Below are 24,570 nucleotides of genomic sequence, written 5' to 3'. Positions count from 1 at the left end.
TCTGATTTTTATGGCATACTAGTTTTATCAAAAGAAATGAGGATTATTTATGGAACAATTTGCTCAAAATATTAAAGACTTGGAAGTCACAACTGTTGACCGTGCTCGTCAAGCTATTGCCAACAAAGAGACTGCAACTTTCTTCGTAGGTCGCAAAACTTGCCCTTACTGTCGTAAATTCGCTGCTACTCTTGCTGGCGTGGTCGCTGATACTAAGGCGCATATTTTCTTTATCAATAGCGAAGAAGCCAGCGAATTAGAGAAACTGCAAGCCTTCCGCTCTGAATACAGCATTCCGACGGTTCCTGGTTTCGTTCATGTTCAAGACGGCCATGTATCTGTTCGTTGTGATTCTTCTATGACTGCAGATGAAATTAAAGCTTTTGCAAACTTGTAAAATTGATTCAAAAAAATCTGAGACCAAATTAGTCTCAGATTTTTTATTCATTTCTAGCTTCCTGAAAAGCCTCCCACATCTTCTGCTGGGGTTTGGCAAAGGGGTAATTGCCAAAATCTTCTGGATGAAGCCACAAGACCTCTCCATCAGCTGCGATCTGGCTATCCTTAACTCGGCCATAAGCCAGCTGGATATGCCACTTGCGATGACTGAAAACATGCTGTACTTTTGAAAAGGACTGCTGCTGCCAATCAACAATCAAATCATAATCCTGCTCAAAGCTTTCTTGAGGAGACAAGTCCAGACTTGGCTGATTTTCAGCTACCTCAAAGAGGGACATTTGATTTTCAGTTTGAAATTCCTCGATTTCAATCAATGGAAAATGCCAAAAACCTGATAACAAGCCAGCAGCCTCATTCTTTTCAAGTAAGAACTGTCCCTGTTCGTTTTCGATAATCAAGCCTTGTAGATAGACCGGAACTGGCTTCTTTTTAGGTGCTTTGATTGGATATTTATCCATTGTTCCGTGCAAATAAGCTGCGCTGAACTCTTTTACAGGACTGTCTTCTGGATGAGGATTAACAGGGGCTTCGATATCTGACCCCAAATCCATCAGTGCCTGATTAAAATCTCCGGGTCTGTCTGGATCAATCAGAATCTCCATCATGGCCTGAAAGACCTTACGATTACTAGGTTGGCCAATATCTAAATCAACTTCAAACAAGCGACTCAGAACTCGCATGACATTGCCATCCACCGCAGGCTCAGCTAGTCCAAAGGCGATACTAGCAATGGCACCAGCTGTATAAGGTCCAATCCCTTTGAGGCTAGCAATTTCTTCATAGCTATCAGGAAATTTTCCAGCGAAATCCGTCATTATCTGCTGGGCTGCCTTTTGCATATTTCGCACCCGCGAATAATATCCCAACCCTTCCCAAGCCTTAAGCAGTCTATCCTCTGGTGCCTGCGCTAAGTCAGCTACAGTCGGGAACCAGTCAAGAAAACGCGCATAATAAGGAATCACAGTGTCCACCCGAGTCTGCTGCAGCATAATCTCAGAAACCCAGATATGATACGGATTATTAGTTCTGCGCCAAGGTAGGTCACGTTTGTTTTCATCATACCAAGTTAATAATTTCTCTCTAAAAGAGGCAATTTTATCTGCCTCCCACATCTCAATTCCGTATTCTTTCAAATCTAACATAAATCTAGTATAGCATAAGGCAAGAAAAATAGGAGAGCTTATGCCCTCCAATTGTTTCCTATCGTTTAATAATGACCAACAGCCTGACTGGCTGTAATCAAAGTCAGTTTGTATACGTCATCCGCATTACAGCCTCGAGAAAGGTCGTTAACTGGATGGTTAAGGCCCTGCAAGATAGGACCTACTGCTGAAAATCCGCCCAAACGCTCTGCCATTTTGTAGCTGATATTCCCAGCTTCGATACTTGGGAAGACAAAGACAGTCGCTTGACCGGCCACAGGGCTGCCAGGTGCTTTCAGTTCAGCTGTTGCAGGAACGAAAGCTGCATCAAACTGTAATTCACCATCGATAGCCAAGTCTGGACGCATTTCCTGAGCCAACTTAGTCGCTTCTACAACCTTATCAACCTTTTCTCCGAAACCAGAGCCTTTGGTCGAATAGCTGAGCATTGCAACTTTAGGATCAATACCAAAAATCTGCGCTGTTAGGGCTGAGTTAACAGCAATCTCCGCCAAAACATTGGCATCTGGATCGATATTGATGGCACAGTCACTGAAAATGTAGCGTTCGTCATCACGCACCATGAGGAAGGCTCCTGAAGTACGAGAAACCCAAGGCAGGGTCTTGATGATTTGGAGAGCCGGCCGAACAGTCGCTGCTGTGGAGTGAATCGCGCCAGACACCATCCCTTGAACCTTGCCAAGATAAACCAACATAACCCCAAAGTAGTTGACATCTTCCTTGAGCAACTGACGTGCTTCGTCTGCAGTGATTTTCCCTTTACGACGCTCGACGAATGCTTCTACCAGTTCTTCAAAGCAGGAACAGTTTGAAGGATCAATAACCTGATACCCTTCTTTTACTCCCTCAATTTCCAGATAAATACGTATTTTATCAGGATTTCCCAAAAGAACTGGTGTAATATCGGTTTCTTTCACCAAGCGTTTAGTTGCTTGCAAAATCCGTGGCTCCTCACCCTCTGGCAAGACAATCTTTACTTCCTTATCCTTCAAGGCTTCACGAATTGAATCAAAAATTTTCATGCTTCTTAAAACTCCTTTATCTCTTAATCTTTTAATTTCTCAATAACTTGTTTAAAATCTTCTGGCAAAGGACTGGCACGCTCAACTTCCTGTCCGCTAAAAGGGTTATAAAATTTCAAAGAATGACAATGTAAAGCTTGGCGCTCTATTCCGTGTTCCAAACTCCCTCCATAAAGGTCGTCACCCAAAAGCGGAAAGCCAATATGTGAAAAATGAACGCGGATTTGATGAGTCCTCCCAGTATGAAGACGGATATCCACCAGATAGACATCTCCGAACTGCTCTATGACCTTGTAACTGGTATGAGCATACTTGCCATCCTTTGTCACGCGCCTCGTAATGATACTCTCAGGATTACGCCCAATCGGAGCAATAATCTCTCCTTGCTCTTCTAAGTCACCAGTCCCCCGAACTAGAGCGTAATAGCGCTTTTCTATCAGCTTCTTCTGCAACTGTTTGTCCAATCTGGCATGAGCATAGCCATGCTTGGCAAAGAGCATGAGCCCACTTGTATCCTTATCCAGACGCGTCACGATATGCACCTGCTGGTTTTCATAGCCCTGACGAATATAGTAAGCCTTGACGAAATTAGCCATAGTATTGGAATGGTTAACACTGGGAATACTAGCCACCCCTGCCGGCTTATCCAAAACCAAGAAATGCTCATCTTCATAGATGACAGACAAGTCCTTATCAACAGCCTTCAGACTCTCAAATCCCTTTTCAGACGGGATATCAATCGTCACCCTATCGCCAATATCCAAGAGATAAACAGCGTTCTGAGGTTGATGGTTGACGAGAATGTTTCCGCCGGAAAATTTTATCTTAGCCAAGAGGCCTTTGGAAATTTCGTGTCGCTTCAAAAAAGTCTTTACCTTGACATGCTCATCAGCAATAAACTCAAACCTCATTCCTGGCACTCTCCAATAAAGGAGTCTCTGACACGATTCCAAAAGCTGGTATGGCTTGGCGAAGCCACAAAATGTATCTTGTGATTGTCAATCTGATACTCAATGCGAACAATGTTTTTGAAAGAGAAAGTCTGATTATCGACCGCAATAGTATGATAGTCACTGCGGGTCGGCACTAACTCAATCTTATCCTTTTTAGGAACAATGACCGAAGATCCTAAAGTCCGATAAACCCGATTGTTGAGACTGGCAATTTCTGTCACTTGCAAGGCTTCAATCGTCGGATGTAATACTGCTCCGCCCAGAGATTTGTTATAGGCTGTGCTGCCTGTCGGAGTAGAAACGGAAATCCCATCTCCTCGGAAACGCTCGAAATGAACCCGATTGATAATGACATCAGCTACCATAGTCCGATCCGAACGCTTGATTGTTGCTTCGTTTAAAGCACGAATGGTGCGTGTATCACCATTTTCAAAAGTAATTTTCACATTTAAAATTGGATAAGAAACCTGAGCACCAGTATCCAGTTTAAGATTTTCGACTAGCTTATCCAATTCAAAATCACGGTAGTCCGTATAGAAGCCGAGATGTCCTGTATGCACACCAACAAAGCGGACCCGATCCAGCTGTTCTTCATACATATGAAAAGCTGATAGCAGCATGCCGTCACCGCCTACCGAAATCACGATGTCGGGATTCTTAGGAGTTAAAATAAAGCCATTCTGTTTAAGCTTCTGCTTTAAATCTTGATAAACTTGTTCGCTCTGTCTTTTCCGATTGCGGATAATCGCTATTTTTTTATCTGTATTCTTCATCTGTATCATCACTATTTCCTACACCGTCATTTAACTTACGGTGAAGAGGATCAAAAAGAGCCTGCGCCTCTTGGATAGCATCACGGATTTCTCCCATCTCCTCATCCAGCTGATAGGCAAGATTAGCTGTCGTTTCCAAGCGACATTTGATTTCCTCGGGAAATTCTCCTTTATACTTGTAATTCAAAGAATGCTCAATCGTAGCCCAAAAATTCATCGAAAGGGTGCGAATCTGAATCTCAGCCAGAATAAGCCTATGACCATTAATCGTATCAACTGGATACTCTACAATCACATGGTAGCTCCGATAGCCACTGGCTTTTTTGTTTTTGATGTAATCCCGCTCTTGAATAATCCGCATATCAGTCCGATTTCGCAAGACTTCTAAAACTTCATCCACATCATCGACAAATTGAACCATGACCCGTAAGCCTGCAATATCCTGCATCTCCTGCTCAATATTTTCCTCGCGAATACCTCGCAGAATCATCTTTTCTTTAATGCTCTCAATCGGCTTGACACGTCCGGTCACAAACTCAATCGGAGAATGGCGCTGCTGCTTACGGTATTGCTTTCGCACCCCACGCAACTTAATTTTCAGCTCTCCAACTGCTTGAATATAGGGGTCTAAAAACTCTTCCCATTCTATTGTCATACACTTACCTTGTCATATCATTATTTTTTGTATAAAATAAACACAACTGTTATTATAACATAAATCGCTTTCAAAAAAAAGAAAAGGATATGAAAATGAATCACTTAGAAATTGAATTCAAAACCATGCTGACCAAAGAAGAGCACGACCGTCTGCTCCAGTTGTTTGCTGACATCACGCCCGTTAGTCAGACCAACTACTACATCGAGTCAGATCATCAGTCTATCCGTCATGCCCACATGGCTTTTCGAGTACGAACTTTTAACCATCGCGAAGCTGAGCTGACGCTCAAGATTCCTCAAGAAGTCGGATCCTTGGAACTCAATCAGAACTTGACACCAGAAGAGACCAAAAATATTTTGCAGAACAATAAATTTCCTACGGGAGAGATTTTAGAGACGCTGCTTCAGAAAGAAATACCCATCCAAGACTTGAAGATTCTTGGCTCTCTAGAGACTATCCGCTATGAAAAAGGGGACGAAATTGGCCTGCTTGCTCTGGATGAGAGTCACTACTTGGGCAAAACAGACTTCGAACTCGAAGTCGAAGTTGAAGATTTCGAAAAAGGAAAAGAAAATTTCCTCAACTTCCTAAAACAGCACAAGATCGACTACAAACCCGGCAAGAGCAAGATAGCAAGATTTTCTGAAAACTTGTAAACCAACAACCACAAAATAGCTGAAATAATCTAATTTTTTTGGTAAAATAAAAGGTAGCAATCTAAAGCCTATTGAAAAATAAATTTCATGGAGCATTAGATATAGAAATGAGACAAAAAGAGGACGGTCCAACTCATGTCAGATAAAAAAAATATGAAGCTTTTTTCCCTCAACTCCAATCATTCCATAGCTGAAAAAATCGCTGAAGCTGCTGGAGTTCCATTGGGGAAACTTTCCTCCCGCCAATTCTCAGACGGCGAAATTCAGATCAACATCGAAGAAAGCGTTCGTGGCTATGATATTTACATCATTCAGTCTACCAGCTTCCCTGTCAATAATCACTTGATGGAGCTCTTGATTATGGTGGATGCCTGCAAGCGTGCCAGTGCCAATACGATTAATGTTGTGATGCCTTATTTTGGCTATGCCCGTCAGGATCGGACTGCTGCTCCTCGCGAGCCAATCACAGCTAAACTGGTTGCCAACATGCTTGTCGGCGCTGGCGTAGATCGTGTGATTTCTCTGGATCTTCATGCCGTGCAGGTCCAAGGTTTCTTTGATATCCCAGTCGACAACCTCTTCACTATCCCACTCTTTGCCAAACATTATTGTAATATGGGGTTAACGGGAGATGATGTCGTTGTCGTCAGCCCTAAAAACTCTGGTGTTAAACGTGCTCGCAATCTGGCTGAATATCTAGATGCCCCTATCGCTATCATTGATTATGGCGAAGATGAGGCTGGTCGCTCTGAGGGCTACATTATCGGAGATGTCGAAGGCAAGAAAGCAATTCTGATTGACGACATTTTAAATACCGGTCGGACTTTCTCTGAAGCAGCTAAAATTGTCTGTCGCGAAGGTGCAGTCGAAATCTATGCTGTATCCAGTCACGGACTCTTTGCTGGAAAGGCTGCGGAATTATTAGACAATTCTCCTATCAGGGAAATTCTTGTGACCGACTCTGTTGATACCAAAGAAAAAACACCTAAGAATCTCCACTATATTACAGCAAGTGAACTGATTGGTGATGCCATTGTCCGCATCCAAGAAAGAAGACCAGTCAGCCCACTCTTTGCCTATCAAAAGAAATAAGGTAACCGGAGTGATTTATTTAGATAATGCTGCTACAACTGCTTTGTCGCCCGCTGCAATCCAAGCAATGACCAAGACTATGACTGTCTTTGGAAATCCTTCCAGTACGCACAGCCATGGACGAGAAGCTAGTAAACTGCTCAGACAGGCGCGTGAGGATATTGCTCAAGCCCTGCATACTCAAAGCAATAAGATTCTTTTTACTTCAGGCGGCACTGAAAGTAATAATACTGCTATCAAAGGCTATGCCCTTCGTCACCAGAACAGAGGGAAGCATATTGTCACCAGTGCTATTGAGCACCATGCTGTCTTAGAAGTGGTGGAGTACTTAGTAGACAAATTCGGCTTCGAAGCTACTTTTGTTCAGCCAGTGGATGGCCAGATTCGAGCGGAAGACATTGAGAAGGCTCTTAGACCTGACACTATTCTTGTGTCCGTCATGGCGGTTAATAACGAGACGGGTGCCATGCTTCCCATTAAGGAAATTGGTGAATTACTGCAAGAACATCCTGCTGCTTTTCACGTTGATGCTGTCCAAGCAATTGGTAAACTTCCCATCTACCCAGACGAGCTAGGGATTGACTTCCTCTCTGCATCAGCACATAAGTTTCATGCTCCCAAAGGCGTTGGCTTCCTTTATGCCAAGAAGATGGATTTTGACAATTTCATGCACGGTGGTGACCAGGAAGAAAAACACCGGGCCGGAACTGAAAATCTAATCTCTATCACAGCCATGGCGGCGGCTCTGTCAGAGAGCATGGAACATCTAGAGGAAAATCTAGAGCATGCGCAATACTTAAAAAACAGCTTACTTGCTGACTTATCGGACATTGACTATTACTTAAATGAAAGTCAGCCAAGCTTGCCTTACGTCATCAATTTGGGATTTCCCAATCAAAAGAATGACCTGCTCCTGCTTCAAATGGATTTAAATGGCTTTTCCATTTCAACAGGCTCAGCCTGCACAGCCGGAGCTATACAACCCAGTCATGTCTTGCAAGCTATGTATGGCAAGGATTCCAACCGCTTGTATGAGTCCATTCGGATCAGTACTTCGGACCAAACGACTCTGCAAGAGATTCAATCATTTACAAAGAAATTAAAAGAAATTTTAGGAGGATAAGATGGCCTTTCAAACATCTGTTAGCTTAGCAAACTGTGAATATACCTATTCACTTCACCCAAATGTCAAGAAATTTACCCTGCGCGACAATACATTCGCTGAAAGCAAGGTTGGCAACTATGAACTCTCTCGTCTGCTGGAATCTGTTCCCAACAGCGGAAATGGCTTTCTGCTGAAAATCATCGTCAATAAAGATTTGAATGGTTTCAAAATCAACATCACTGACAAATCAGGCCTGCGCTTGGTCAATATTTTCAAATCAGAAGACCATCACATTATCCAGCAAAAATTTTATTTCTTGATGGACAGCCTGGTTGAAAGAAATATTTTTGAAAAGACACCACAATAAGCAAGATTCTCGTAATTTTGCTTTTTTGCTTTAGGCTCTTGAAAATTCCAACGAGCTTGACTTCTGCTTAGAACCCTTGAAGAATATCAAAATGAACATTTAAACAAATGAAAGGATTAACGATGGTTGAACTGACCTATTTGGACTCATATAAAGTGAAACGGACACTTACCTATGAAGACTTCGATGAATTTCTTCTCGCCTTCTCTGGCTGCGTCACAGTTCCTGACTCGCACAAGGTGCTTTCTGTTACTTATAATGGATACCAACTACCATTTACAGGGCTAATTGGGGACTTGTACCGTCAGATGTACCAGCTAGACCTGAGTCCCTACCAGGACTGAGTTTTTTTAAGCTACCATTCCCAACAATTACTGATTTTCTTTTTTATAGATCAAACATCCTTAATTAGTTGATTTTTTCACAAACTTCCTATAAAATAGAATTAGAAAGGTTGTGATTTTGTGAAAACTGAAAAAAATACTACAATTCCCCGAGCAACTGCTAAGAGACTGTCGCTCTACTATCGTATTTTTAAACGGTTTAATGCTGAGAAGATTGAGAAAGCCAACTCCAAGCAAATCGCTGAAGCTATTGGCATTGACTCTGCTACCGTCAGACGAGATTTTTCTTATTTCGGTGAACTTGGCCGCAGAGGATTTGGCTATGATGTCAAGAAATTGATGAACTTTTTTGCTGACCTCTTAAACGACAATGCTATCACCAATGTCATGATTGTTGGCGTTGGTAATATGGGACGTGCTCTGCTGCACTATCGTTTTCATGAGCGCAATAAAATGAAAGTTGTAATGGCTTTCGACACAGATGATCATCCAGAAGTTGGCAACACAACCAGCGATGGGATTCCTATCTATGGAATTTCCCAAATAAAAGAAAAAATACAGTTAGGAAATGTGCAAACTGCCATCCTAACTGTACCTAGCGTAAAAGCCCAAGAAGTTGCATCTATCTTAGTTCAAGCGGGTGTTAAAGGTATTCTCTGCTTCTCGCCAGTAAATCTATCCCTACCTAAGGACGTGGTCGTCCAGTATGTTGACCTGACTAGCGAACTGCAGACTCTGCTCTACTTCATGAGAAAAAATGATTATTAATTTGAAAGAGGTATTAAACACTCTATGAGTAAACCTATTATTGGAATAACCGGAAATGAAAGAGAAATCCCAGACGATCACTTCATCCATATGAGCTATACGGCGACAGGATTCGTTGAGGGAGTTAAAGAAGTTGGCGGAATTCCAATGATTTTGCCAATCGGTGATGAAGAAATGGCAAAACAATATGTTTCCATTGTTGACAAATTAATCATCACAGGCGGTCAGAATGTATGTCCCCAGTTTTATGGAGAAGAAAAAGCCATTGACAGCGATGATTATCTACTCAAACGGGACATTTTTGAATTATCTTTAATCAAGGAAGCCCGTCGTCAAAATAAACCAATCTTCACCGTCTGCCGCGGAACCCAACTTTATAATGTCGCCCTAGGCGGTACTCTTCATCAAGACATTGAAGATCATTGGCAAGATAGCTCTGCTGAGTACACTACTCAAAGCATGGTAACCAAGAACGGCTCTATTTTGCACGAAATCTATGGCCCTGCATCTGAAATCAACTCCTTCCACCACCAAAGTATCAAGGATTTAGCCGCTGGCCTAGAAGTCATCGCCTATGATCCTCGCGATAAAATTATTGAAGCAATCACTTCTACTGACGGCAGTCCTTTTCTTGGTGTCCAATGGCACCCAGAGTTCTTGTTTGGCTCCAGAGAAGGAGACTTAGCTCTCTTTGATTATGTTGTCAATATTCTTTAAAATCCTCTATTCCTAGAAAAACTTCTGTTCTACACGAATAGAAGTTTTTTATATTCACGAAAATCAAATTATATCAAATCTGTCTCTTCTCGGTAGCTATAGTAGTTGGACTTGGACACAATTAAATGATCTAAAAGAACCAAGCCCATCATCTCACACGCTTCTTTCATATGCTGCGTCACTTCATCATCGTTTCTGCTAGGAACGACTGAGCCTGATGGATGATTGTGTACCAGTATAATAGATGTCGCCAGGTGCTTGAGAGCGTAGTGGAGAATTTCTCTCGGCTCAGCAATACTTCTGCTGACCGTCCCCATGAAAATAGTCTGCTGGTGCAAAATTTGATTTTGACTATTAAGATAAATGGCAACCAAACACTCCTGCCTCATATCTCCCAATTCCTGCTGCATCTTCTGTGCTAATTTTTGACTGCCCATAATCTGCTCTTTCTGAAGAACCTCTGCTCGGTTAATCCGACGGCCTAATTCGATAATGGCCTGCAGCTCCACAGCCTTAATTGGACCGATTCCAGAAATAGTCTGCAATTCCTGCAAAGTTAAATGCTTGAGATCGTTCAAACTGGAAATAGATGATAAAATTCTTTGAGAAACTTGAAAAACAGTTTCTTTTTTGTTGCCTGTCCTGAGAAAGATTGATAGAAGCTCCTGGTTACTGAGTTTTTCAGCTCCTTCTCTCATTAAACGCTCCCGTGGCATTATGCTAATATCATCTTGAAATGAAATGCTATACATAGAAACCTCCTTACCTTATAATTCGGAAAAAGAATTAAAATCAACAAGAATAAATACAAAAAATAAAGATTGAAAATCTTTCGTCCAAAACAAATTTTAGATAAAAAAACACTCCAAAAGTCAACGTTATTCCTAACCTTTGGAGTGAAATGTTTTTAACTTTAGATCTGCATTTGGTTATAAGACTTACTGAAAGATTCAAGAACTTCCTTAGGAGCCTTATCATACTCGACAGAACCTTCTAATGTTCCCTTGACAATAGTCCGGTTGGTTGCCGCGGCATCCTCACAAGTAACCAAAGTAATCTCTGTAACACCTTCTGTATCCTCAATCAGATCCGTTCGATCCGGAGTTACCGTTTCAACACTGGTGATTACATAAGTATAGACTTGCTCTTTATCGGTGATATAGATCTTCATACCAGCCTTGGCACGATCCAGTGGGGAAAAGAGCATGTTACTAGCCCCTGTGATGCCAAAAACATGGTGGCTAGCCAAGGCATAATTTCCCTGCCCCATCTGCTGGGTCTCTTTCATCGTACCAGCACCATAATACAATCCAGCATTATCCAGTCCTTTGAAGATCGGCAAATTCATGGATACTTCTGGAATAGAGATGCCTCCGATAACGGGCAGTTGCTGGGCTTTCCACTGAGCATTTATGACCGCTTCTGTAGAAAGCGACTCTACCTTATTAAAATCAAAGCTAGTCTCGGCATTTTTATTTTTATTAATAGAGTCTTTAGAAACCTTGCTAACCTGATATTGGTTGGTATGCCAAACCATAATCATGTTTCGGATTTGCGCATTAAAGATTAAGCCAAGAGCCACAATAATTAATAATGTCGCAACAATATTGATAAAAATATTTCTTTTGCTTTTTTGTTTTCTTTTTCGACTTCTTTTTCCTTGTACCATATAGAGGTCCTCTTTTACGATTCGTTTTCTTCCTCTGCTACATCTTCTTTATCATCTGCTTCGACGCTTGTAAAGGTGACAATCTGTGCATTTTGGTCCAGACGCATGACCTTAACTCCCATGGTTGAGCGACCGGTCTGAGAAATATTAGCCACACTGGTCCGAATGATGACACCTGTATTAGTGATAATCATCAAATCTTCCTCGCCAGTAACAGTCATCAGACCAGCAAGAGGCCCGTTCTTATCAGTGATATTGGCTGTTTTAATCCCTTTACCGCCACGGGCCTTGGTTGGGTACTCGCTAGCAAGAGTTCGCTTACCATAGCCTTTTTCAGTAATGACAAGCACTTCGTCTCCCTCAGCAATCACACCAGCTCCAACGACCTGATCGCCCTCTCGAAGATTGACTCCGCGAACACCAGTAGCTATACGGCTCATGCTCCGGACAGCTGTCTCATTAAAGCGGACAGAATAACCAAACTTAGTACCAATGATAACGTCTGCAGCACCGTCTGTCAGAAAGACATTGATTAACTCGTCTTCATCCTTCAAATTCAAAGCCTTAAGACCGTTCTGACGAATATTAGCAAATTCCGTTACACTGGTCCGTTTGACCACCCCATGACGGGTAGTAAAGAAGAGATAGGAATCATCACTGCGGTCTTGCTGAACATTAATAATAGTCTGAATCGTCTCTCCTTCATCCAGTTTCAAGAGATTGACTACTGGCAAGCCTTTGGCTGTCCGGCCGTACTCAGGGATTTCATATCCTTTGAGACGATAAACTCGGCCTTTATTGGTAAAGAAGAGCAGTCTATCGTGGGTACTTGTTGAAACCAGCTCTTTGACGAAGTCATCGTCTTTGACACCAGTCCCTTGAACACCGCGGCCACCACGTTTCTGAGCGGTAAATTCAGCCTGATTCAGACGTTTGATATAGCCTTTATTAGACAGGGTAATCAAAACATCCGCTTCCTCAATCAAATCTTCATCTTCAAGAGAAAGAACTTCTCCCACCATCAGCTCAGTTCGGCGGTCATCCGCAAATTTACGTTTGACCTCGTCTAACTCTTCCTTGATAATAGCTATAACGCGCTCAGGCTTAGCCAAAATATCAGCCAAGTCCGCAATCAAAGCAATCAACTCGTCGTACTCTGACTGAATCTTATCACGTTCCAAACCAGTCAGACGACGCAGACGCATGTCAAGGATAGCCTGACTCTGGCGCTCAGACAGCTCAAACTTAGCCATCAATTCAGCTTGGGCTTCTGCGTCCGTTTCGCTATTACGGATAATGAGAATCACTTCATCAATGTGATCCAACGCAATCAGCAAACCAGCCAAGATGTGAGCTCGAGCTTCCGCCTTTTCTTTATCAAAAGCCGTCCGTCGAGTCACCACTTCCTTTTGGTGCTCAATATAAGCCAACAAAATCTCACGAAGAGACAGAATCTTCGGCACACCATTTTGAATAGCCAGCATATTGAAGCTGAAATTGGTCTGCATCTGAGTCAGTTTGAAAAGGTTATTTAGAATGACATGTGCAGAGGCATCACGACGAACCTCAATAACAAAACGTACCCCTTCACGGTTGGACTCATCTCGAACAGCTGTGATACCGTCAATACATTTTTCCTGCACTAGGCGAACAATATGCTCATGGACCTTAGTCTTATTAACCATGTAAGGGAACTCAGTTACGACAATTCGCTCTCGGCCATTTTTCATCTCTTCGATTTCAGTGCGAGAACGAAGAACAATCGAACCCTTCCCTGTTTCATAAGCCCGGTGAATGCCAGACTTGCCCATAACAAGTGCTCCTGTCGGAAAATCTGGTCCAGGCAGGACTTCCATGATATCGCGAGTTGTTGCCTCAGGATTGTCCATGACAAGCTTAACTGCATCAATAGACTCACCAAGATTATGCGGTGGGATATTGGTCGCCATCCCAACCGCAATCCCTGTCGCACCGTTTACAAGTAAGTTAGGGAAGCGAGCAGGAAGAACTACAGGTTCTCTCTCACTGGCATCATAGTTATCGATATAATCAACAGTGTCTTTATTAATATCACGAAGCATCTCCAGAGCAATCTTGCTCATACGTGCTTCTGTATAACGTTGAGCAGCAGCCCCATCTCCGTCCATAGAACCGAAGTTCCCATGGCCATCTACGAGCATATAGCGATAGCTCCACCATTGAGCCATCCGCACCATCGCTTCATAAATAGAAGAGTCACCATGCGGGTGATACTTACCCATGACATCCCCTGTGATACGAGCTGATTTCTTGTGAGGCTTCTCAGGTGTCACGCCCAGCTCATTCATACCATAGAGAATCCGACGGTGAACTGGCTTTAGACCATCACGAACATCTGGAAGTGCCCGAGCCACGATAACGCTCATCGCGTAATCAATGAAACTAGTCTTCATTTCACTAGTCAGATTAACATTTACTAAGTTTCTGTCTTGCATTAAAAAATGCCTTTCTTTCATATTAAACTACCCTTTATTATACCACATTTTCTTTAATTTTTCAGTATTTTGAACCGTTTGTAAAAACGTTTACATCACTAGATATACAAGTTGACCGTGACAAAATATGTCAAAAGTGGTAGAATGAATGTGTACGGGAAATGTTCCCTAAAAAAATAAGGAGATGTTTAGAAATGACTGCTACTAAACAACATAAAAAAGTCATCCTTGTTGGTGACGGTGCTGTAGGTTCATCTTACGCATTTGCTCTTGTAAACCAAGGTATTGCTCAAGAACTTGGTATCATTGAAATCCCTCAATTATTTGAAAAGGCTGTCGGTGATGCTGAAGACCTTAGCCACGCCCTCGCTTTCACTTCACCTAAAAAAATCTACGCTGCTACTTATGCAGACTGTGCGGATGCTGACCTCGTTGTTATCACTGCAGGTGCACCTCAAAAACCAGGTGAAACTCGTCTTGACCTTGTTGGTAAAAACTTGGCTATCAACAAATCTATCGTTACTCAAGTCGTAGAATCAGGCTTCAACGGTATCTTCCTCGTTGCTGCTAACCCAGTTGACGTTTTGACTTACTCAACTTGGAAATTCTCTGGTTTCCCTAAAGAGCGTGTTATCGGTTCAGGTACTTCACTTGACTCAGCTCGCTTCCGTCAAGCTCTTGCTGAAAAGATTGGTATTGATGCTCGTTCTGTCCATGCCTACATCATGGGTGAGCACGGTGACTCTGAGTTTGCTGTTTGGTCACACGCTAACGTTGCAGGTGTGAAATTGGAGCAATGGTTGCAAGCTAACCGCGACTTGAACGAACAAGACTTGGTTGATCTTTTCATCTCCGTTCGTGATGCAGCATATTCAATCATCAACAAAAAAGGTGCTACTTACTACGGTATCGCGGTTGCTTTGGCTCGTATCACAAAAGCTATCCTTGACGATGAAAATGCTGTATTGCCATTGTCAGTCTTCCAAGAAGGCCAATATGGCGTTGAAAATGTCTTCATTGGTCAACCAGCTATCGTTGGTGCTCACGGTATTGTACGTCCAGTAAACATCCCACTTAACGATGCTGAGACTCAAAAAATGCAAGCTTCTGCTAAAGAATTGCAAGCAATTATTGATGAAGCATGGAAGAATCCAGAATTCCAAGAAGCATCTAAAAACTAATTTAAAAAACATCTCCTAATAAAAGGGGATGTTTTTTAGTTGTTTTATATGGATTTAAAAGCAAAAATATCAATCAAATAAGGTACGATGAGCTCGCTCTCTATGTCTTTCAAAGAAGAAATCCAGACAAAGTCTGTGTGCTCTTCTGGATCTAATATAATATCACGCTCTTCCAAAATTCTACCCGCATAAACTAAGCGTGTGAAAACACTATCTTTGCTAGCATCAAACTGACTATCTTCATGGATAATCTTATCAATCCGAATTTTTTGATTAACCTCCTCCATAGCCTCACGTAGAGCTGCCTCTCTAGGCAGTTCATTCTCTTCTACACTTCCGCCTGGAATATCCCAATAAGATGGATAGACATTAGGAAGGCCTCGCTTTATCTTAGACCGTTTGATAAGCAAATACTTCCCCTCTTTCTCGATTAAGGTATGAGCGATTAATTTTACTGTCATTGCATATTCCTCCAAGAAAGAGCAAAAAAGACTCCGAAGAGTCCAATTTTAAGTCATCCACCCTGAGAGAATCGAACTCCCATCTCAAGAACCGGAATCTTGCGTGATATCCATTACACTAAGGGTGGCAACTAATTCATTATAACTGATTTTCTCTGAAAATACAAGTGAAAATCAGAAAAAGAAGTTGAGAAATCTCAACTTCTTTTATCTAATTACAATTCAATATCGCCAAACAAATCAGCCATTGAGAATCCAGTTTGAGTTTCTGGAAGTTCAAAGTCACGTTTTTCTTGACGTTTTGGACGACGAGGACGTGATTGGCGTTTCTCATCTTTTTGTCCTTCTTCTTGAGCTGGACGTTCTTCAAGAGCCTTGATAGAAAGTGATACACGCTCATCAGCAGCATTCACTTCAAGAACCTTAACAGTTACTTCTTGACCAACCTTAAGGGCATCCTTAGGGCTTTCAACACGTTTGTGTGAAATTTGTGAGATGTGAACCAATCCATCGATACCTGGCAATACTTCAACGAAAGCACCGAAATCAGTCAAACGTTTTACAGTTCCTTCAATCACATCGCCTGCAGCAAGTTTTTGCTCAACGCCATCCCATGGTCCAGGTGTAGTTGCTTTAAGAGAGAGGGATACGCGTCCTTCTTCTTCGTTCAAATCAAGAACTTTCACTTCGATTTCATCACCAACTGATACAACAGACTTAGGTGATACGTTGCGCTCATGTGACAATTCAGTCAAGTGAACCAGTCCGTCAACTCCGCCAAGGTCAATGAAAGCACCAAAGCTAGTGATGCGAGCAACTTTACCAGTTACAATATCACCAACATTCAACTTACCAAAGACTTCAGCACGTGCTGCTGCAGCTTCAGCTTCTACAACTTCACGACGTGAAAGGATGAAGCGGTTTTCTTTTGGATCTACTTCTTTAATCTTAGCATCAAACTCTTGACCTACAAAACGCTCAGTGTTACGAACGAAACGAGTATCAAGCATTGAAGCAGGGATAAAACCACGAAGTCCTTCAAACTCAACTGAAAGTCCACCTTTAACAGCACGAGTGCCCTTAACAGTGACAACTTCTTCTTCACGACCAACCAATTTGTCCCAAGCTTTGCGAGCTTCCAAACGTTTTTTAGATACCAGGTAAGTTACTGTGTCTGTATCTTTACCTACTACTTGACGAAGAACAAGCAATTCAAGTGTTTCACCTGGTTTCACAAGGTCGTTGATATCAGCGTCGCGGTCGTTCGTCAACTCACGAAGAGTCAAAACACCTTCAACACCAGTTCCAGCGATTGCAACATTAGCTTGGTTAGCGTCAACAGTCAATACTTCAGCAGTAACGACGTCACCTGGCTCAACTTGGCTAACACTGTTTAGCAAATCTTCAAATTCATTCATCTAAAAAAATCCTCCAACAATCAAGCTTTCGCTTGACATACTACTTATTTATTTTCCTAAGCACCCGCAAATGACATTGATCTATCGTTAACGATTTCCATCCTATAAAGAAATAAAATACCAGAAGACATTTTATTATTTTATCAGATCTATTACCTAAGAACTGGGGTAGCTGGATTCGAACCAACGCATGAGGGAGTCAAAGTCCCTTGCCTTACCGCTTGGCTATACCCCAAAAAGAGCGCTGACAAAAGTCACTTTATCATCGTCACAATGAACGCTAATGGAGAGAGAGGGATTCGAACCCCCGAACCCGAAGGAGCGGATTTACAGTCCGCCGCGTTTAGCCTCTTCGCTATCTCTCCGACAATCAACGCTACCTATTATAACATTGATACAATGAAAATGCAAGCCCTTATTTGCTTAAATTATAGGTTTCAATCAAAGTTTCCACGGCTCTTTCAAGTTTTTTATAAAAACTTTCAGCATTTCCATTTTTGATAATTGCAAACTGGCCATCTAGTTCGGCAATCTCTCCGATAACCTTCTTGCCAATAGCAAGACGATAACCGTCAAATTGGTCTGCTCCGACTTTCACTTTGCTATCTGTGATTTGAATTTCAATCTTTTTATCTTTTTTACTCATAACTTACCTCTTTCAAATTTCTATTGTACACGAAAAAGGCTGACTTCGCAAGCTATCTTAGGGTAGAATTACAGAAAAACTGCCCAATCAAGGACAGTTTTTAGATTATACTTTTACAATCCAACCTTCTGGCGCTTCAACATCACCAAATTGGATACCAGTTAATTCGTCATACAGCTTGCGAGTGACTGGACCGACTTCTGTCTCGCTATAAAAGACATGGAAATCGTCACCGTGCTGTATACCTCCGATAGGAGAAATGACTGCAGCAGTTCCACAAGCTCCCGCTTCAGTGAATTTACCCAAGTCTGTCAGAGGAACATCTCCCTCAATCGGTTTGAGTCCTAGTCTATGCTCTGCCAGATAAAGCAAAGAGTACTTGGTGATGGATGGCAAGATTGAGGGACTGAGCGGCGTTACAAACTCATTATCCTTGGTGATACCAAAGAAATTTGCAGAGCCCACTTCTTCAATCTTGGTATGGGTTGCAGGATCTAGATAAATCACATCTGAGAAATGCTTATCCTTAGCAATTTTTCCTGGTAATAAACTGGCAGCGTAATTGCCTCCTACTTTAGCTGCACCAGTTCCGTGCGGCGCCGCGCGATCATAGTCGTCTGAGACAATGAAGTTAGTCGGAGTCAGACCGCCTTTGAAGTAATTGCCGACAGGCATTACAAAGATAGTGAAAATGTATTCTTCAGCTGGCTTCACTCCGATAATGTCACCAACTCCAATTAAGAGAGGCCGAATATAAAGGGTTCCCCCTGTTCCATAAGGTGGAACATATTCTTCATTAGCTCGGACAACCTGCTTGACTGCGTCCACGAACATTTCTGTAGGAACTTGCGGCATGAGCAAGCGGTCAGCTGTTCGTTGCAGACGCTCCGCATTTTTATCCGGACGGAAGAGTTGAATACTGCCGTCCTTAGTTCGATAAGCCTTCAGACCTTCAAAAGCCTGCTGGCCGTAGTGAAGGCTAGGAGACGACTCAGAGATATGGAGCGTAGCATCCTCTGTTAACGTTCCTTCTTCCCACTGGCCATTGCGATAGTATGCTATGTAGCGATAAGGCAGTTTCATATATGAGAATCCTAGATTTTCCCAGTCGAGATTTACAGTCATGGTCTTTCTCCTCTTCTTCCAAACTTCATTTTTAGATACTCCCTATTTTACACCTTTTTAAGATATTTTCAAGTATTATTTTCAATTTTCAGAAAATTTTGTTATTGAATCTTTTGTTCCGCTATCAAACTTTTAGAAATTTAAAAAAACCAGCTCCTGCGAACTGGTTTGATGATTATTTGATGTAAGCTGAGAAAACTTCTTCATCTGAAATGGTATCAGAAATGAAGCTACCGTTGCTGGTGCGCTCAGACAGGCTAAGATCAGCTAGATTAATCTCATAGGCCGTTCCTTTATTGGAAAGCACCTGCAAAATCTGATCCTCGCTGGCTTCTGCTTCAGTAGTAAAGAGGTCAAAGTCCACTGCTTCGCCAAAGACTGGTCCAGCTGCAAAGACACGATGCGGCTTGGCCTTAAGCTCTCTCAGAACTTGAAGACCGCGATTTGCCCGACTAGTAACAGGAATGTCTGCGACTGCCATACGCTTGAGCGAACCGCGCTGAGTCAGGAGGTAAAGCGAGTCTGTATTGGCGATAAAGGCTGCCGCTAGGACATCGTCTTTCTTGAGATTGATGGCTTTAACCCCAGCTGCCTTAGCTCCGATAACTGGTACTTCCTCAATATTGAAACGAAGGGCATAGCCATTCCTAGTCACGAGCATAACATCATCCAGCTTAATCGGTGCCAGAGCAATAACCTGGTCGTCTTCATTTTTTAGCTTAGCAAACTTAAGTGACTTGGACTTATAGGTCCGCCAAGGGCTGAATTCCTTGCGCTCTACACGCTTGATTTGTCCCAGTTTGGTCGCTGCAAAGTAAGTGCCTTCCTCAAAGCTGTCCAGCAATTCTGTATAGATAACCTCTTCCTTGGTATCAAAGTTACTGATGGTCTGGCTGAGGTGTTCTCCGATTTCTTTCCAGCGGATGTCTGACAGCTCATGAACAGGCCGGTAAATGACATTTCCCAGGCTAGTGAAAATCAATAAATGCTGAGTCGTCTTGGCCGGGCTAACAAAAATCAGTCGGTCATCATCACGCTTGCCCATCTCCTCTATGGTTGAAGCCGAGAAGGAACGCGGACTGGTCCGCTTGATATAACCAGAACGAGTCACGCTGACATAGGTCTCTTCCTCAACAATCAGACTAGCTGTATCAATCTCGATGGCGTTTGCCGTATCCTGCAGCTCACTGAGACGCGGATTGCCAAACTTCTTCTTGACATCGCGGAGCTCACGCTTCATGAGGTTATACATTGTTCGCTCATCACCGATAATAGCTGCCAGCATGGCAATCTTCTCGCGCAGCTCTGCTTCTTCCTCTTCCAGAACCACTACGTCTGTATTGGTCAAACGGTAGAGTTGGAGAGTGACGATAGCCTCAGCCTGCTCCTCGGTGAAATCATAGCTGACCTTAAGATTTTCCTTAGCGTCAGCTTTATTCTCGGAAGCACGAATCAGGGCGATCACCTCGTCCAAGATGGAAATAACCCGAATCAGTCCTTCCACGATATGAAGCCGTTTTTCAGCCTTGGCCTTGTCAAAACGGCTGCGAGCCAGAATAATTTCCTTGCGGTGGGCAATATAACTGGTTAAGATTGGCACAATCCCCACCAAACGCGGAGTGAAATTGTCAATAGCGACCATGTTGAAGTTGTAATTGACCTGCAAATCAGTGTACTTGAAGAGGTAGTTGAGAATCAGCTCAGTATTAGCATCTTTTTTGAGCTCGATGGCAATGCGAAGACCGTCCCGGTCTGATTCGTCCCGCACCTCAGCAATGCCAGCCACCTTATTATTGACCCGCACATCGTCAATCTTCTTCACCAAGACTGCTTTATTAATCTCATAAGGAATCTCGGTGATGACGATTTGTTCTTTACCGCCCTTCAGCTTCTCAATCTCAGTTCTGGAGCGTACTACAACTCGACCTTTACCCGTCTCGTAGGCTTTCTTGATCTCATCACGGCCTTGGACAATGGCTCCTGTCGGGAAGTCTGGACCAGGCAGAAACTCCATGAGTTTGTCCACCTTGGCAGACGGATGGTCAATCATATAGATGACCGCGTCAATGACTTCGGCTAGATTATGAGGTGGAATATCAGTCGCATAACCAGCAGAAATCCCAGTTGCTCCATTGACCAAGAGATTAGGAAAGGCTGCCGGCAGAACAGTCGGCTCCTTCTCGGTATCATCGAAGTTCCAAGCAAAAGGAACGGTATCTTTCTCGATATCCTGCAAAAGATAGCCAGCCATCTCAGACAGCCGCGCTTCGGTATAACGCATAGCTGCCGGTGGATCACCGTCCATAGAACCGTTGTTACCGTGCATCTCAACGAGAATCTCACGGTTTTTCCAATCCTGAGACATACGAACCATGGCATCGTAGATGGAGCTGTCGCCGTGGGGGTGGAAATTCCCCATGATGTTTCCGACCGACTTGGCCGACTTGCGGTAGCCCTTGTCAAAGGTGTTGCCGTCCTTATTCATTGAATAAAGAATACGGCGCTGAACAGGCTTCAAGCCATCGCGAATGTCCGGCAGAGCCCGCTCTTGAATGATGTATTTGGAGTAGCGACCAAAGCGCTCTCCCATGATGTCCTCAAGGGACATGTTTTGAATATTGGACATAATAATTCTCTTTTTATTTTTCTTTTTAATAACAACTAGAAGCTAAGCCTCTCTTTAGCATACTCAATCATCTTCTCTGCAGTTTTTTTGTCATAGTAGAAACCGGTTTTGCGAGAGAAAGCTTGTGCTTCTTTGTTGAAAAAGTCCAAGGTAGCTAAGAGAGACTTGGCGAGGTTTTTCTGGTCAGAAAAGTCAAGCAAGGCTGTAAATTCTTTCTCTTTCTCAGCAGGCAAATACTGAAAGAGGTACTTGTAGTTCTTGCCAACATCGACCGTTCCCTTATCTGCTGCCACTTGCCAAGCTAACAGCTTGAGCAATTCTTGCTGGCAGATTCCATACAAATGATCCGTCGCATAGACAAGGTGATTTCGATGAATGCCCTTGACTACATAAGCTGACACCCACCAGAACTCATTGCAGGATTTGTCAAAGTCAGTCGCACTGGCGGGTGCCGTCCAATAGCGCTTGGGTGTCGGCGCATAAGGTGCAAACAGTCCCTGCGGGTCATCCAGCACCGTGAAATCCGCTTCGCTATCCACCCATTCTTTGATGTGCTCCTTAGGACAAAGGGTCAAATCTATCCGATTTCCATCTTCAAAGAGCATGAGATAGAGGCGGCGATGGCCTACTAGGACATGCTGCTCGATGATGCGCTTGCCAAACCCTTCCAACCAAGCAAGGTCGGCCACCAGAGCGTCCAAATCCTCCACGATGTAGACCACATCATAGTCTTGGAACTCGTCCCTAGGAGCATTTGGGTTTGTCCGCGAGCCGGACATAGCGACAGCGTCGACTTGTAGCACTTTTGCGGTTTGCAAAATTAAATCTAGCATTTCGGGTTCAGTTCTCATGGGAATACCTACCTTTTTAGTGAAAACTCTTGATTCTGTAGAGGGTATGTCTATAAAGCGGATTGTCTGCTGGAACTTTTTCGTTTCGAGGCGGAGGTTCTTATTCTGACTTGGCGTCTTGCCCTTGAACTCAGCCAGTCATTTCTTGTAGACCTTTTCAAAAGACTTCTGAACAGCTACCAGACTTTCGAAAATGTGATGATTTGAATTATTAAAAACTCTACTACTTATTATCAAATCCTAAATAAGTTGGAAATCCTAACATATAAATTGCCATAGAAATTGCCAATTCTTCTGTTTCAACATTTTCTTTTTCTGCATTGATAATAATTTCTTCAAAGACTGTATCACATGGTGTTGTAGAATCTCCAAGTTCTGAAACAACATTTTTAATAACTTTTGGCAAAATCATACACATTTGGTAGAAAGCATCATCTTGACCTGTAACTAAAGCATAAAATTGGTCAAGGCTGACTCGACGTATAAATTTGTGTCCCATCTTCTTACCGTCTACTTTAGGTTCCCATTTAATATTTTGCGATTTTTTTGCAATAGCTTCCACAAGAAAACAAGCGCAATCATCATCTTTTAAAATTTGGTTTTGCATCTTAATGAATGTTTTTCCAGACGAAGCAGCATTCATCGTATTATGTTTATTTTTCATTTCAACATAAATCGAACTAACAATTGAGCCGTCTGGCAATGTGATACCTTTAGGATTTTTATAAATAACGTCCCATCCCTCTTTAGGTACTTTACAATGTTCTATATATCGGAAAATCTTTTGGTGGAAATAACCTATGTCATTATTATTTGATTTATCACGCTGACGAAAAATTTCACTTTTGATAATTTCATCCCATGAATTGTGATAAACAGTTTTATCGAAAATCAATTTAATCGGATCAATGATATTTTTATTAAAACGTTTCAAATCAAATGATTGCAACTTTTCTCCGTATTTTTCAATAGTTGCTTTAACATGATTATAAAAATCTTTTTCGCTGATAAAATTTAATGGCCAAGTCATAACATCTCCAAACTTTCTCTTATTTTTTTCCCTACTTCATAAGCAAGATTAACTGGAACAGCATTACCTACTTGTTTATATTGATTTCCGACACTACCTTGGAACTCCCAATCATCTGGGAAACTTTGAATCCGAGCATTTTCTCTAACAGTAAATGGGCGAGGTTCTAATGGATGACACCGTTCGGTTTGTTTTTGAGTTGGTGAAGTTAGAACTGTAAGAGAAGGTTCATCCAAACTCATTCGTCTTAGAATCCCAGTTCTTCCACCTCCCATATCCCAAGTAGATTTCATATACTCTTTAGCAATATTTTCAGGAATGTCTCTCCAATAACCTCCAGGTGGTACAAGTTCAAAAATCTTTTTCTTATATTCTGAATATTGAGCACCAACACTTGATGGACAATCTAATAAAATATCCTTTAGCACTGGTTTATAATCATGAGGTTCTGGATACTCGAAAGTTATTTTGTCAGTTAAGTCATTTCTAATTCCAACCATAATCATACGTTCACGTTTTTGAGCAACACCATAATCCCAAGCATTCAAAACTCGCCATTGCACAGTATATCCTTCTGCCTCAAAAATTTCCATAATCGTTCTAAATGTTTTACCTTTATCATGTGTAACTAATCCTCTTACGTTTTCAAATAAAAACATTTTGGGTTGTAGTTTATCTAAAAATACAGCATAGTGATAAAACAAAGTGCCACGGGCATCTTCAAGTCCTAGACGATTTCCTGCATAAGAAAAAGACTGACAGGGTGCGCCTCCACTGAGTAAATCTAGCTCCCCTTTTCTTATATTGAATAATTCTTCTAAATTTAAGGGAGAAATTTTTTCAATATCCTCATGAATAACATTCCAATCAGGTCTATTACTCTTTAATGTTTCAGATGCAGCTTTATCAAATTCAATTAAACCAATAGACTCAAAGCCTGCTCTTTCAATACCTAGTGCAAGACCTCCAGCACCTGCAAATAATTCTATGACTTTCAATAACTGTTCCTCTT

General features: G+C 42.3%; 24 protein-coding genes, 3 tRNA genes and 1 pseudogene. 9 read left to right on the top strand and 19 right to left on the bottom strand.

The genetic code is table 11. From position 1 onward, the window contains the following. The first annotated feature begins 49 nt into the window (after positions 1 to 49). Positions 50 to 397, top strand: a complete 348-nt coding sequence (locus O3620_RS09590) for a thioredoxin (RefSeq protein ID WP_371601685.1) — start codon at positions 50 to 52, stop codon at positions 395 to 397. Between the two features lie 43 nt (positions 398 to 440). Here the strand turns inward: O3620_RS09590 and mutY are convergent, their stop codons facing one another. From mutY to O3620_RS09565, 5 genes are all read right to left on the bottom strand, one after another. Beyond that, complete coding sequence (gene mutY / locus O3620_RS09585) at positions 441 to 1,601, bottom strand: A/G-specific adenine glycosylase (protein ID WP_371601684.1); 1,161 nt, start codon at positions 1,599 to 1,601, stop codon at positions 441 to 443. A gap of 65 nt (positions 1,602 to 1,666) precedes the next feature. Continuing rightward, positions 1,667 to 2,644 (bottom strand): phosphate acetyltransferase, encoded by a 978-nt coding sequence (gene pta / locus O3620_RS09580; protein ID WP_002900314.1) that lies wholly within the window; start codon positions 2,642 to 2,644, stop codon positions 1,667 to 1,669. Between the two features lie 23 nt (positions 2,645 to 2,667). After that, complete coding sequence (locus O3620_RS09575) at positions 2,668 to 3,555, bottom strand: RluA family pseudouridine synthase (RefSeq protein ID WP_101771359.1); 888 nt, start codon at positions 3,553 to 3,555, stop codon at positions 2,668 to 2,670. Beyond that, positions 3,552 to 4,370: an NAD kinase gene (locus O3620_RS09570; RefSeq protein ID WP_284431856.1), complete on the bottom strand. Its 819-nt coding sequence runs from the start codon at positions 4,368 to 4,370 to the stop codon at positions 3,552 to 3,554. The genes O3620_RS09575 and O3620_RS09570 overlap by 4 nt, the downstream gene beginning before the upstream one ends. Next, on the bottom strand, positions 4,354 to 5,025 hold the full coding sequence (locus O3620_RS09565; RefSeq protein ID WP_371601683.1) for a GTP pyrophosphokinase family protein: 672 nt from the start codon (positions 5,023 to 5,025) through the stop codon (positions 4,354 to 4,356). The genes O3620_RS09570 and O3620_RS09565 overlap by 17 nt, the downstream gene beginning before the upstream one ends. 95 nt (positions 5,026 to 5,120) lie before the next feature. Between O3620_RS09565 and O3620_RS09560 the strand changes: the two genes are divergently transcribed. The 7 genes from O3620_RS09560 to O3620_RS09530 all read left to right on the top strand — a co-directional run bounded on the left by O3620_RS09560 (position 5,121) and on the right by O3620_RS09530 (position 10,077). Continuing rightward, positions 5,121 to 5,684: a CYTH domain-containing protein gene (locus tag O3620_RS09560; protein WP_032913103.1), complete on the top strand. Its 564-nt coding sequence runs from the start codon at positions 5,121 to 5,123 to the stop codon at positions 5,682 to 5,684. Between the two features lie 135 nt (positions 5,685 to 5,819). Further along, positions 5,820 to 6,776 carry a ribose-phosphate diphosphokinase gene (locus O3620_RS09555; RefSeq protein ID WP_002918971.1) on the top strand — a complete coding sequence of 319 codons (957 nt, stop codon included), beginning with the start codon at positions 5,820 to 5,822 and terminating at the stop codon, positions 6,774 to 6,776. Positions 6,777 to 6,786: 10 nt separating this feature from the next. Then, positions 6,787 to 7,899, top strand: a complete 1,113-nt coding sequence (locus O3620_RS09550) for a cysteine desulfurase family protein (RefSeq protein WP_032913101.1) — start codon at positions 6,787 to 6,789, stop codon at positions 7,897 to 7,899. A 1-nt stretch (position 7,900) separates the two neighbouring features. Beyond that, positions 7,901 to 8,248, top strand: coding sequence for a DUF1831 domain-containing protein (locus tag O3620_RS09545; protein ID WP_002902952.1), 348 nt, complete (start codon positions 7,901 to 7,903; stop codon positions 8,246 to 8,248). A 122-nt stretch (positions 8,249 to 8,370) separates the two neighbouring features. Next, a complete protein-coding gene (locus O3620_RS09540) occupies positions 8,371 to 8,592 on the top strand; it encodes a DUF4649 family protein (RefSeq protein WP_032912909.1) in 222 nt (73 codons plus the stop codon). Positions 8,593 to 8,712: 120 nt separating this feature from the next. After that, on the top strand, positions 8,713 to 9,360 hold the full coding sequence (locus O3620_RS09535) for a redox-sensing transcriptional repressor Rex (RefSeq protein ID WP_002918968.1): 648 nt from the start codon (positions 8,713 to 8,715) through the stop codon (positions 9,358 to 9,360). Positions 9,361 to 9,384: 24 nt separating this feature from the next. Continuing rightward, positions 9,385 to 10,077 carry a gamma-glutamyl-gamma-aminobutyrate hydrolase family protein gene (locus O3620_RS09530; protein ID WP_002918967.1) on the top strand — a complete coding sequence of 231 codons (693 nt, stop codon included), beginning with the start codon at positions 9,385 to 9,387 and terminating at the stop codon, positions 10,075 to 10,077. A gap of 68 nt (positions 10,078 to 10,145) precedes the next feature. On the opposite strand, the gene radC is transcribed toward O3620_RS09530, so the two are convergent. The 3 genes from radC to gyrA all read right to left on the bottom strand — a co-directional run bounded on the left by radC (position 10,146) and on the right by gyrA (position 14,220). Continuing rightward, positions 10,146 to 10,829 (bottom strand): DNA repair protein RadC, encoded by a 684-nt coding sequence (gene radC, locus O3620_RS09525; protein ID WP_371601682.1) that lies wholly within the window; start codon positions 10,827 to 10,829, stop codon positions 10,146 to 10,148. A 161-nt stretch (positions 10,830 to 10,990) separates the two neighbouring features. Next, positions 10,991 to 11,746: a class A sortase gene (locus tag O3620_RS09520; protein ID WP_002918965.1), complete on the bottom strand. Its 756-nt coding sequence runs from the start codon at positions 11,744 to 11,746 to the stop codon at positions 10,991 to 10,993. A gap of 14 nt (positions 11,747 to 11,760) precedes the next feature. Next, the gene (gyrA, locus tag O3620_RS09515; RefSeq protein ID WP_371601681.1) at positions 11,761 to 14,220 is read right to left on the bottom strand and encodes a DNA gyrase subunit A; all 2,460 of its coding nucleotides are present in this window, start codon (positions 14,218 to 14,220) and stop codon (positions 11,761 to 11,763) included. A gap of 194 nt (positions 14,221 to 14,414) precedes the next feature. On the opposite strand from gyrA, the gene O3620_RS09510 reads away from it, so the two are divergent. Further along, positions 14,415 to 15,401: an L-lactate dehydrogenase gene (locus O3620_RS09510; RefSeq protein WP_002895436.1), complete on the top strand. Its 987-nt coding sequence runs from the start codon at positions 14,415 to 14,417 to the stop codon at positions 15,399 to 15,401. A 44-nt stretch (positions 15,402 to 15,445) separates the two neighbouring features. Here O3620_RS09510 and O3620_RS09505 read toward each other — a convergent pair whose 3' ends face one another. The 11 genes and pseudogenes from O3620_RS09505 to O3620_RS09455 all read right to left on the bottom strand — a co-directional run bounded on the left by O3620_RS09505 (position 15,446) and on the right by O3620_RS09455 (position 24,556). Then, a complete protein-coding gene (locus O3620_RS09505) occupies positions 15,446 to 15,862 on the bottom strand; it encodes an NUDIX hydrolase (protein ID WP_002918961.1) in 417 nt (138 codons plus the stop codon). Between the two features lie 56 nt (positions 15,863 to 15,918). After that, a tRNA-Arg gene (locus O3620_RS09500) sits at positions 15,919 to 15,990 on the bottom strand. Positions 15,991 to 16,077: 87 nt separating this feature from the next. Beyond that, positions 16,078 to 17,280 carry a 30S ribosomal protein S1 gene (gene rpsA / locus O3620_RS09495; protein WP_002897515.1) on the bottom strand — a complete coding sequence of 401 codons (1,203 nt, stop codon included), beginning with the start codon at positions 17,278 to 17,280 and terminating at the stop codon, positions 16,078 to 16,080. 163 nt (positions 17,281 to 17,443) lie between these two features. Continuing rightward, a tRNA-Gln gene (locus tag O3620_RS09490) sits at positions 17,444 to 17,515 on the bottom strand. 49 nt (positions 17,516 to 17,564) lie between these two features. Further along, positions 17,565 to 17,645 (bottom strand) — tRNA-Tyr (locus O3620_RS09485). A gap of 50 nt (positions 17,646 to 17,695) precedes the next feature. Next, a complete protein-coding gene (locus O3620_RS09480) occupies positions 17,696 to 17,926 on the bottom strand; it encodes a DUF2969 domain-containing protein (protein WP_002918960.1) in 231 nt (76 codons plus the stop codon). A gap of 105 nt (positions 17,927 to 18,031) precedes the next feature. Beyond that, positions 18,032 to 19,057: pseudogene (locus O3620_RS09475) on the bottom strand (branched-chain amino acid aminotransferase); the annotation flags it as partial. Between the two features lie 169 nt (positions 19,058 to 19,226). Beyond that, positions 19,227 to 21,677, bottom strand: a complete 2,451-nt coding sequence (parC, locus tag O3620_RS09470; RefSeq protein WP_002918958.1) for a DNA topoisomerase IV subunit A — start codon at positions 21,675 to 21,677, stop codon at positions 19,227 to 19,229. Between the two features lie 35 nt (positions 21,678 to 21,712). Beyond that, a complete protein-coding gene (locus O3620_RS09465) occupies positions 21,713 to 22,528 on the bottom strand; it encodes an aminoglycoside 6-adenylyltransferase (protein ID WP_002918957.1) in 816 nt (271 codons plus the stop codon). 223 nt (positions 22,529 to 22,751) lie between these two features. Then, the gene (locus tag O3620_RS09460) at positions 22,752 to 23,558 is read right to left on the bottom strand and encodes an Eco47II family restriction endonuclease (protein WP_002918956.1); all 807 of its coding nucleotides are present in this window, start codon (positions 23,556 to 23,558) and stop codon (positions 22,752 to 22,754) included. Next, positions 23,555 to 24,556: a DNA cytosine methyltransferase gene (locus tag O3620_RS09455; RefSeq protein WP_002918955.1), complete on the bottom strand. Its 1,002-nt coding sequence runs from the start codon at positions 24,554 to 24,556 to the stop codon at positions 23,555 to 23,557. The genes O3620_RS09460 and O3620_RS09455 overlap by 4 nt, the downstream gene beginning before the upstream one ends. Positions 24,557 to 24,570 lie beyond the last annotated feature (14 nt).

The sequence above is a fragment of the Streptococcus sp. 27098_8_134 genome (assembly GCF_041431675.1).
Taxonomy (GTDB): Bacteria; Bacillota; Bacilli; order Lactobacillales; family Streptococcaceae; genus Streptococcus; species Streptococcus sanguinis_R.
Note: the sequence above shows the minus strand (reverse complement) of the source record. Positions and strands in the feature narration are given on the sequence as shown.

What these genes read in the sequence shown, in the direction of transcription:
- O3620_RS09460 (WP_002918956.1), bottom strand. Translation starts at nt 23,558, where the DNA reads ATGACTTGGCCATTAAATTTTATCAGCGAAAAAGATTTTTATAATCAT.
- O3620_RS09560 (WP_032913103.1), top strand. Translation starts at nt 5,121, where the DNA reads ATGAATCACTTAGAAATTGAATTCAAAACCATGCTGACCAAAGAAGAG.
- O3620_RS09465 (WP_002918957.1), bottom strand. Translation starts at nt 22,528, where the DNA reads ATGAGAACTGAACCCGAAATGCTAGATTTAATTTTGCAAACCGCAAAA.
- O3620_RS09570 (WP_284431856.1), bottom strand. Translation starts at nt 4,370, where the DNA reads ATGAAGAATACAGATAAAAAAATAGCGATTATCCGCAATCGGAAAAGA.
- O3620_RS09480 (WP_002918960.1), bottom strand. Translation starts at nt 17,926, where the DNA reads ATGAGTAAAAAAGATAAAAAGATTGAAATTCAAATCACAGATAGCAAA.
- O3620_RS09540 (WP_032912909.1), top strand. Translation starts at nt 8,371, where the DNA reads ATGGTTGAACTGACCTATTTGGACTCATATAAAGTGAAACGGACACTT.
- pta (WP_002900314.1), bottom strand. Translation starts at nt 2,644, where the DNA reads ATGAAAATTTTTGATTCAATTCGTGAAGCCTTGAAGGATAAGGAAGTA.
- O3620_RS09565 (WP_371601683.1), bottom strand. Translation starts at nt 5,025, where the DNA reads ATGACAATAGAATGGGAAGAGTTTTTAGACCCCTATATTCAAGCAGTT.
- O3620_RS09575 (WP_101771359.1), bottom strand. Translation starts at nt 3,555, where the DNA reads ATGAGGTTTGAGTTTATTGCTGATGAGCATGTCAAGGTAAAGACTTTT.
- rpsA (WP_002897515.1), bottom strand. Translation starts at nt 17,280, where the DNA reads ATGAATGAATTTGAAGATTTGCTAAACAGTGTTAGCCAAGTTGAGCCA.
- O3620_RS09545 (WP_002902952.1), top strand. Translation starts at nt 7,901, where the DNA reads ATGGCCTTTCAAACATCTGTTAGCTTAGCAAACTGTGAATATACCTAT.
- O3620_RS09590 (WP_371601685.1), top strand. Translation starts at nt 50, where the DNA reads ATGGAACAATTTGCTCAAAATATTAAAGACTTGGAAGTCACAACTGTT.
- gyrA (WP_371601681.1), bottom strand. Translation starts at nt 14,220, where the DNA reads ATGCAAGACAGAAACTTAGTAAATGTTAATCTGACTAGTGAAATGAAG.
- O3620_RS09520 (WP_002918965.1), bottom strand. Translation starts at nt 11,746, where the DNA reads ATGGTACAAGGAAAAAGAAGTCGAAAAAGAAAACAAAAAAGCAAAAGA.
- O3620_RS09505 (WP_002918961.1), bottom strand. Translation starts at nt 15,862, where the DNA reads ATGACAGTAAAATTAATCGCTCATACCTTAATCGAGAAAGAGGGGAAG.
- radC (WP_371601682.1), bottom strand. Translation starts at nt 10,829, where the DNA reads ATGTATAGCATTTCATTTCAAGATGATATTAGCATAATGCCACGGGAG.
- O3620_RS09555 (WP_002918971.1), top strand. Translation starts at nt 5,820, where the DNA reads ATGTCAGATAAAAAAAATATGAAGCTTTTTTCCCTCAACTCCAATCAT.
- mutY (WP_371601684.1), bottom strand. Translation starts at nt 1,601, where the DNA reads ATGTTAGATTTGAAAGAATACGGAATTGAGATGTGGGAGGCAGATAAA.
- O3620_RS09530 (WP_002918967.1), top strand. Translation starts at nt 9,385, where the DNA reads ATGAGTAAACCTATTATTGGAATAACCGGAAATGAAAGAGAAATCCCA.
- O3620_RS09510 (WP_002895436.1), top strand. Translation starts at nt 14,415, where the DNA reads ATGACTGCTACTAAACAACATAAAAAAGTCATCCTTGTTGGTGACGGT.
- parC (WP_002918958.1), bottom strand. Translation starts at nt 21,677, where the DNA reads ATGTCCAATATTCAAAACATGTCCCTTGAGGACATCATGGGAGAGCGC.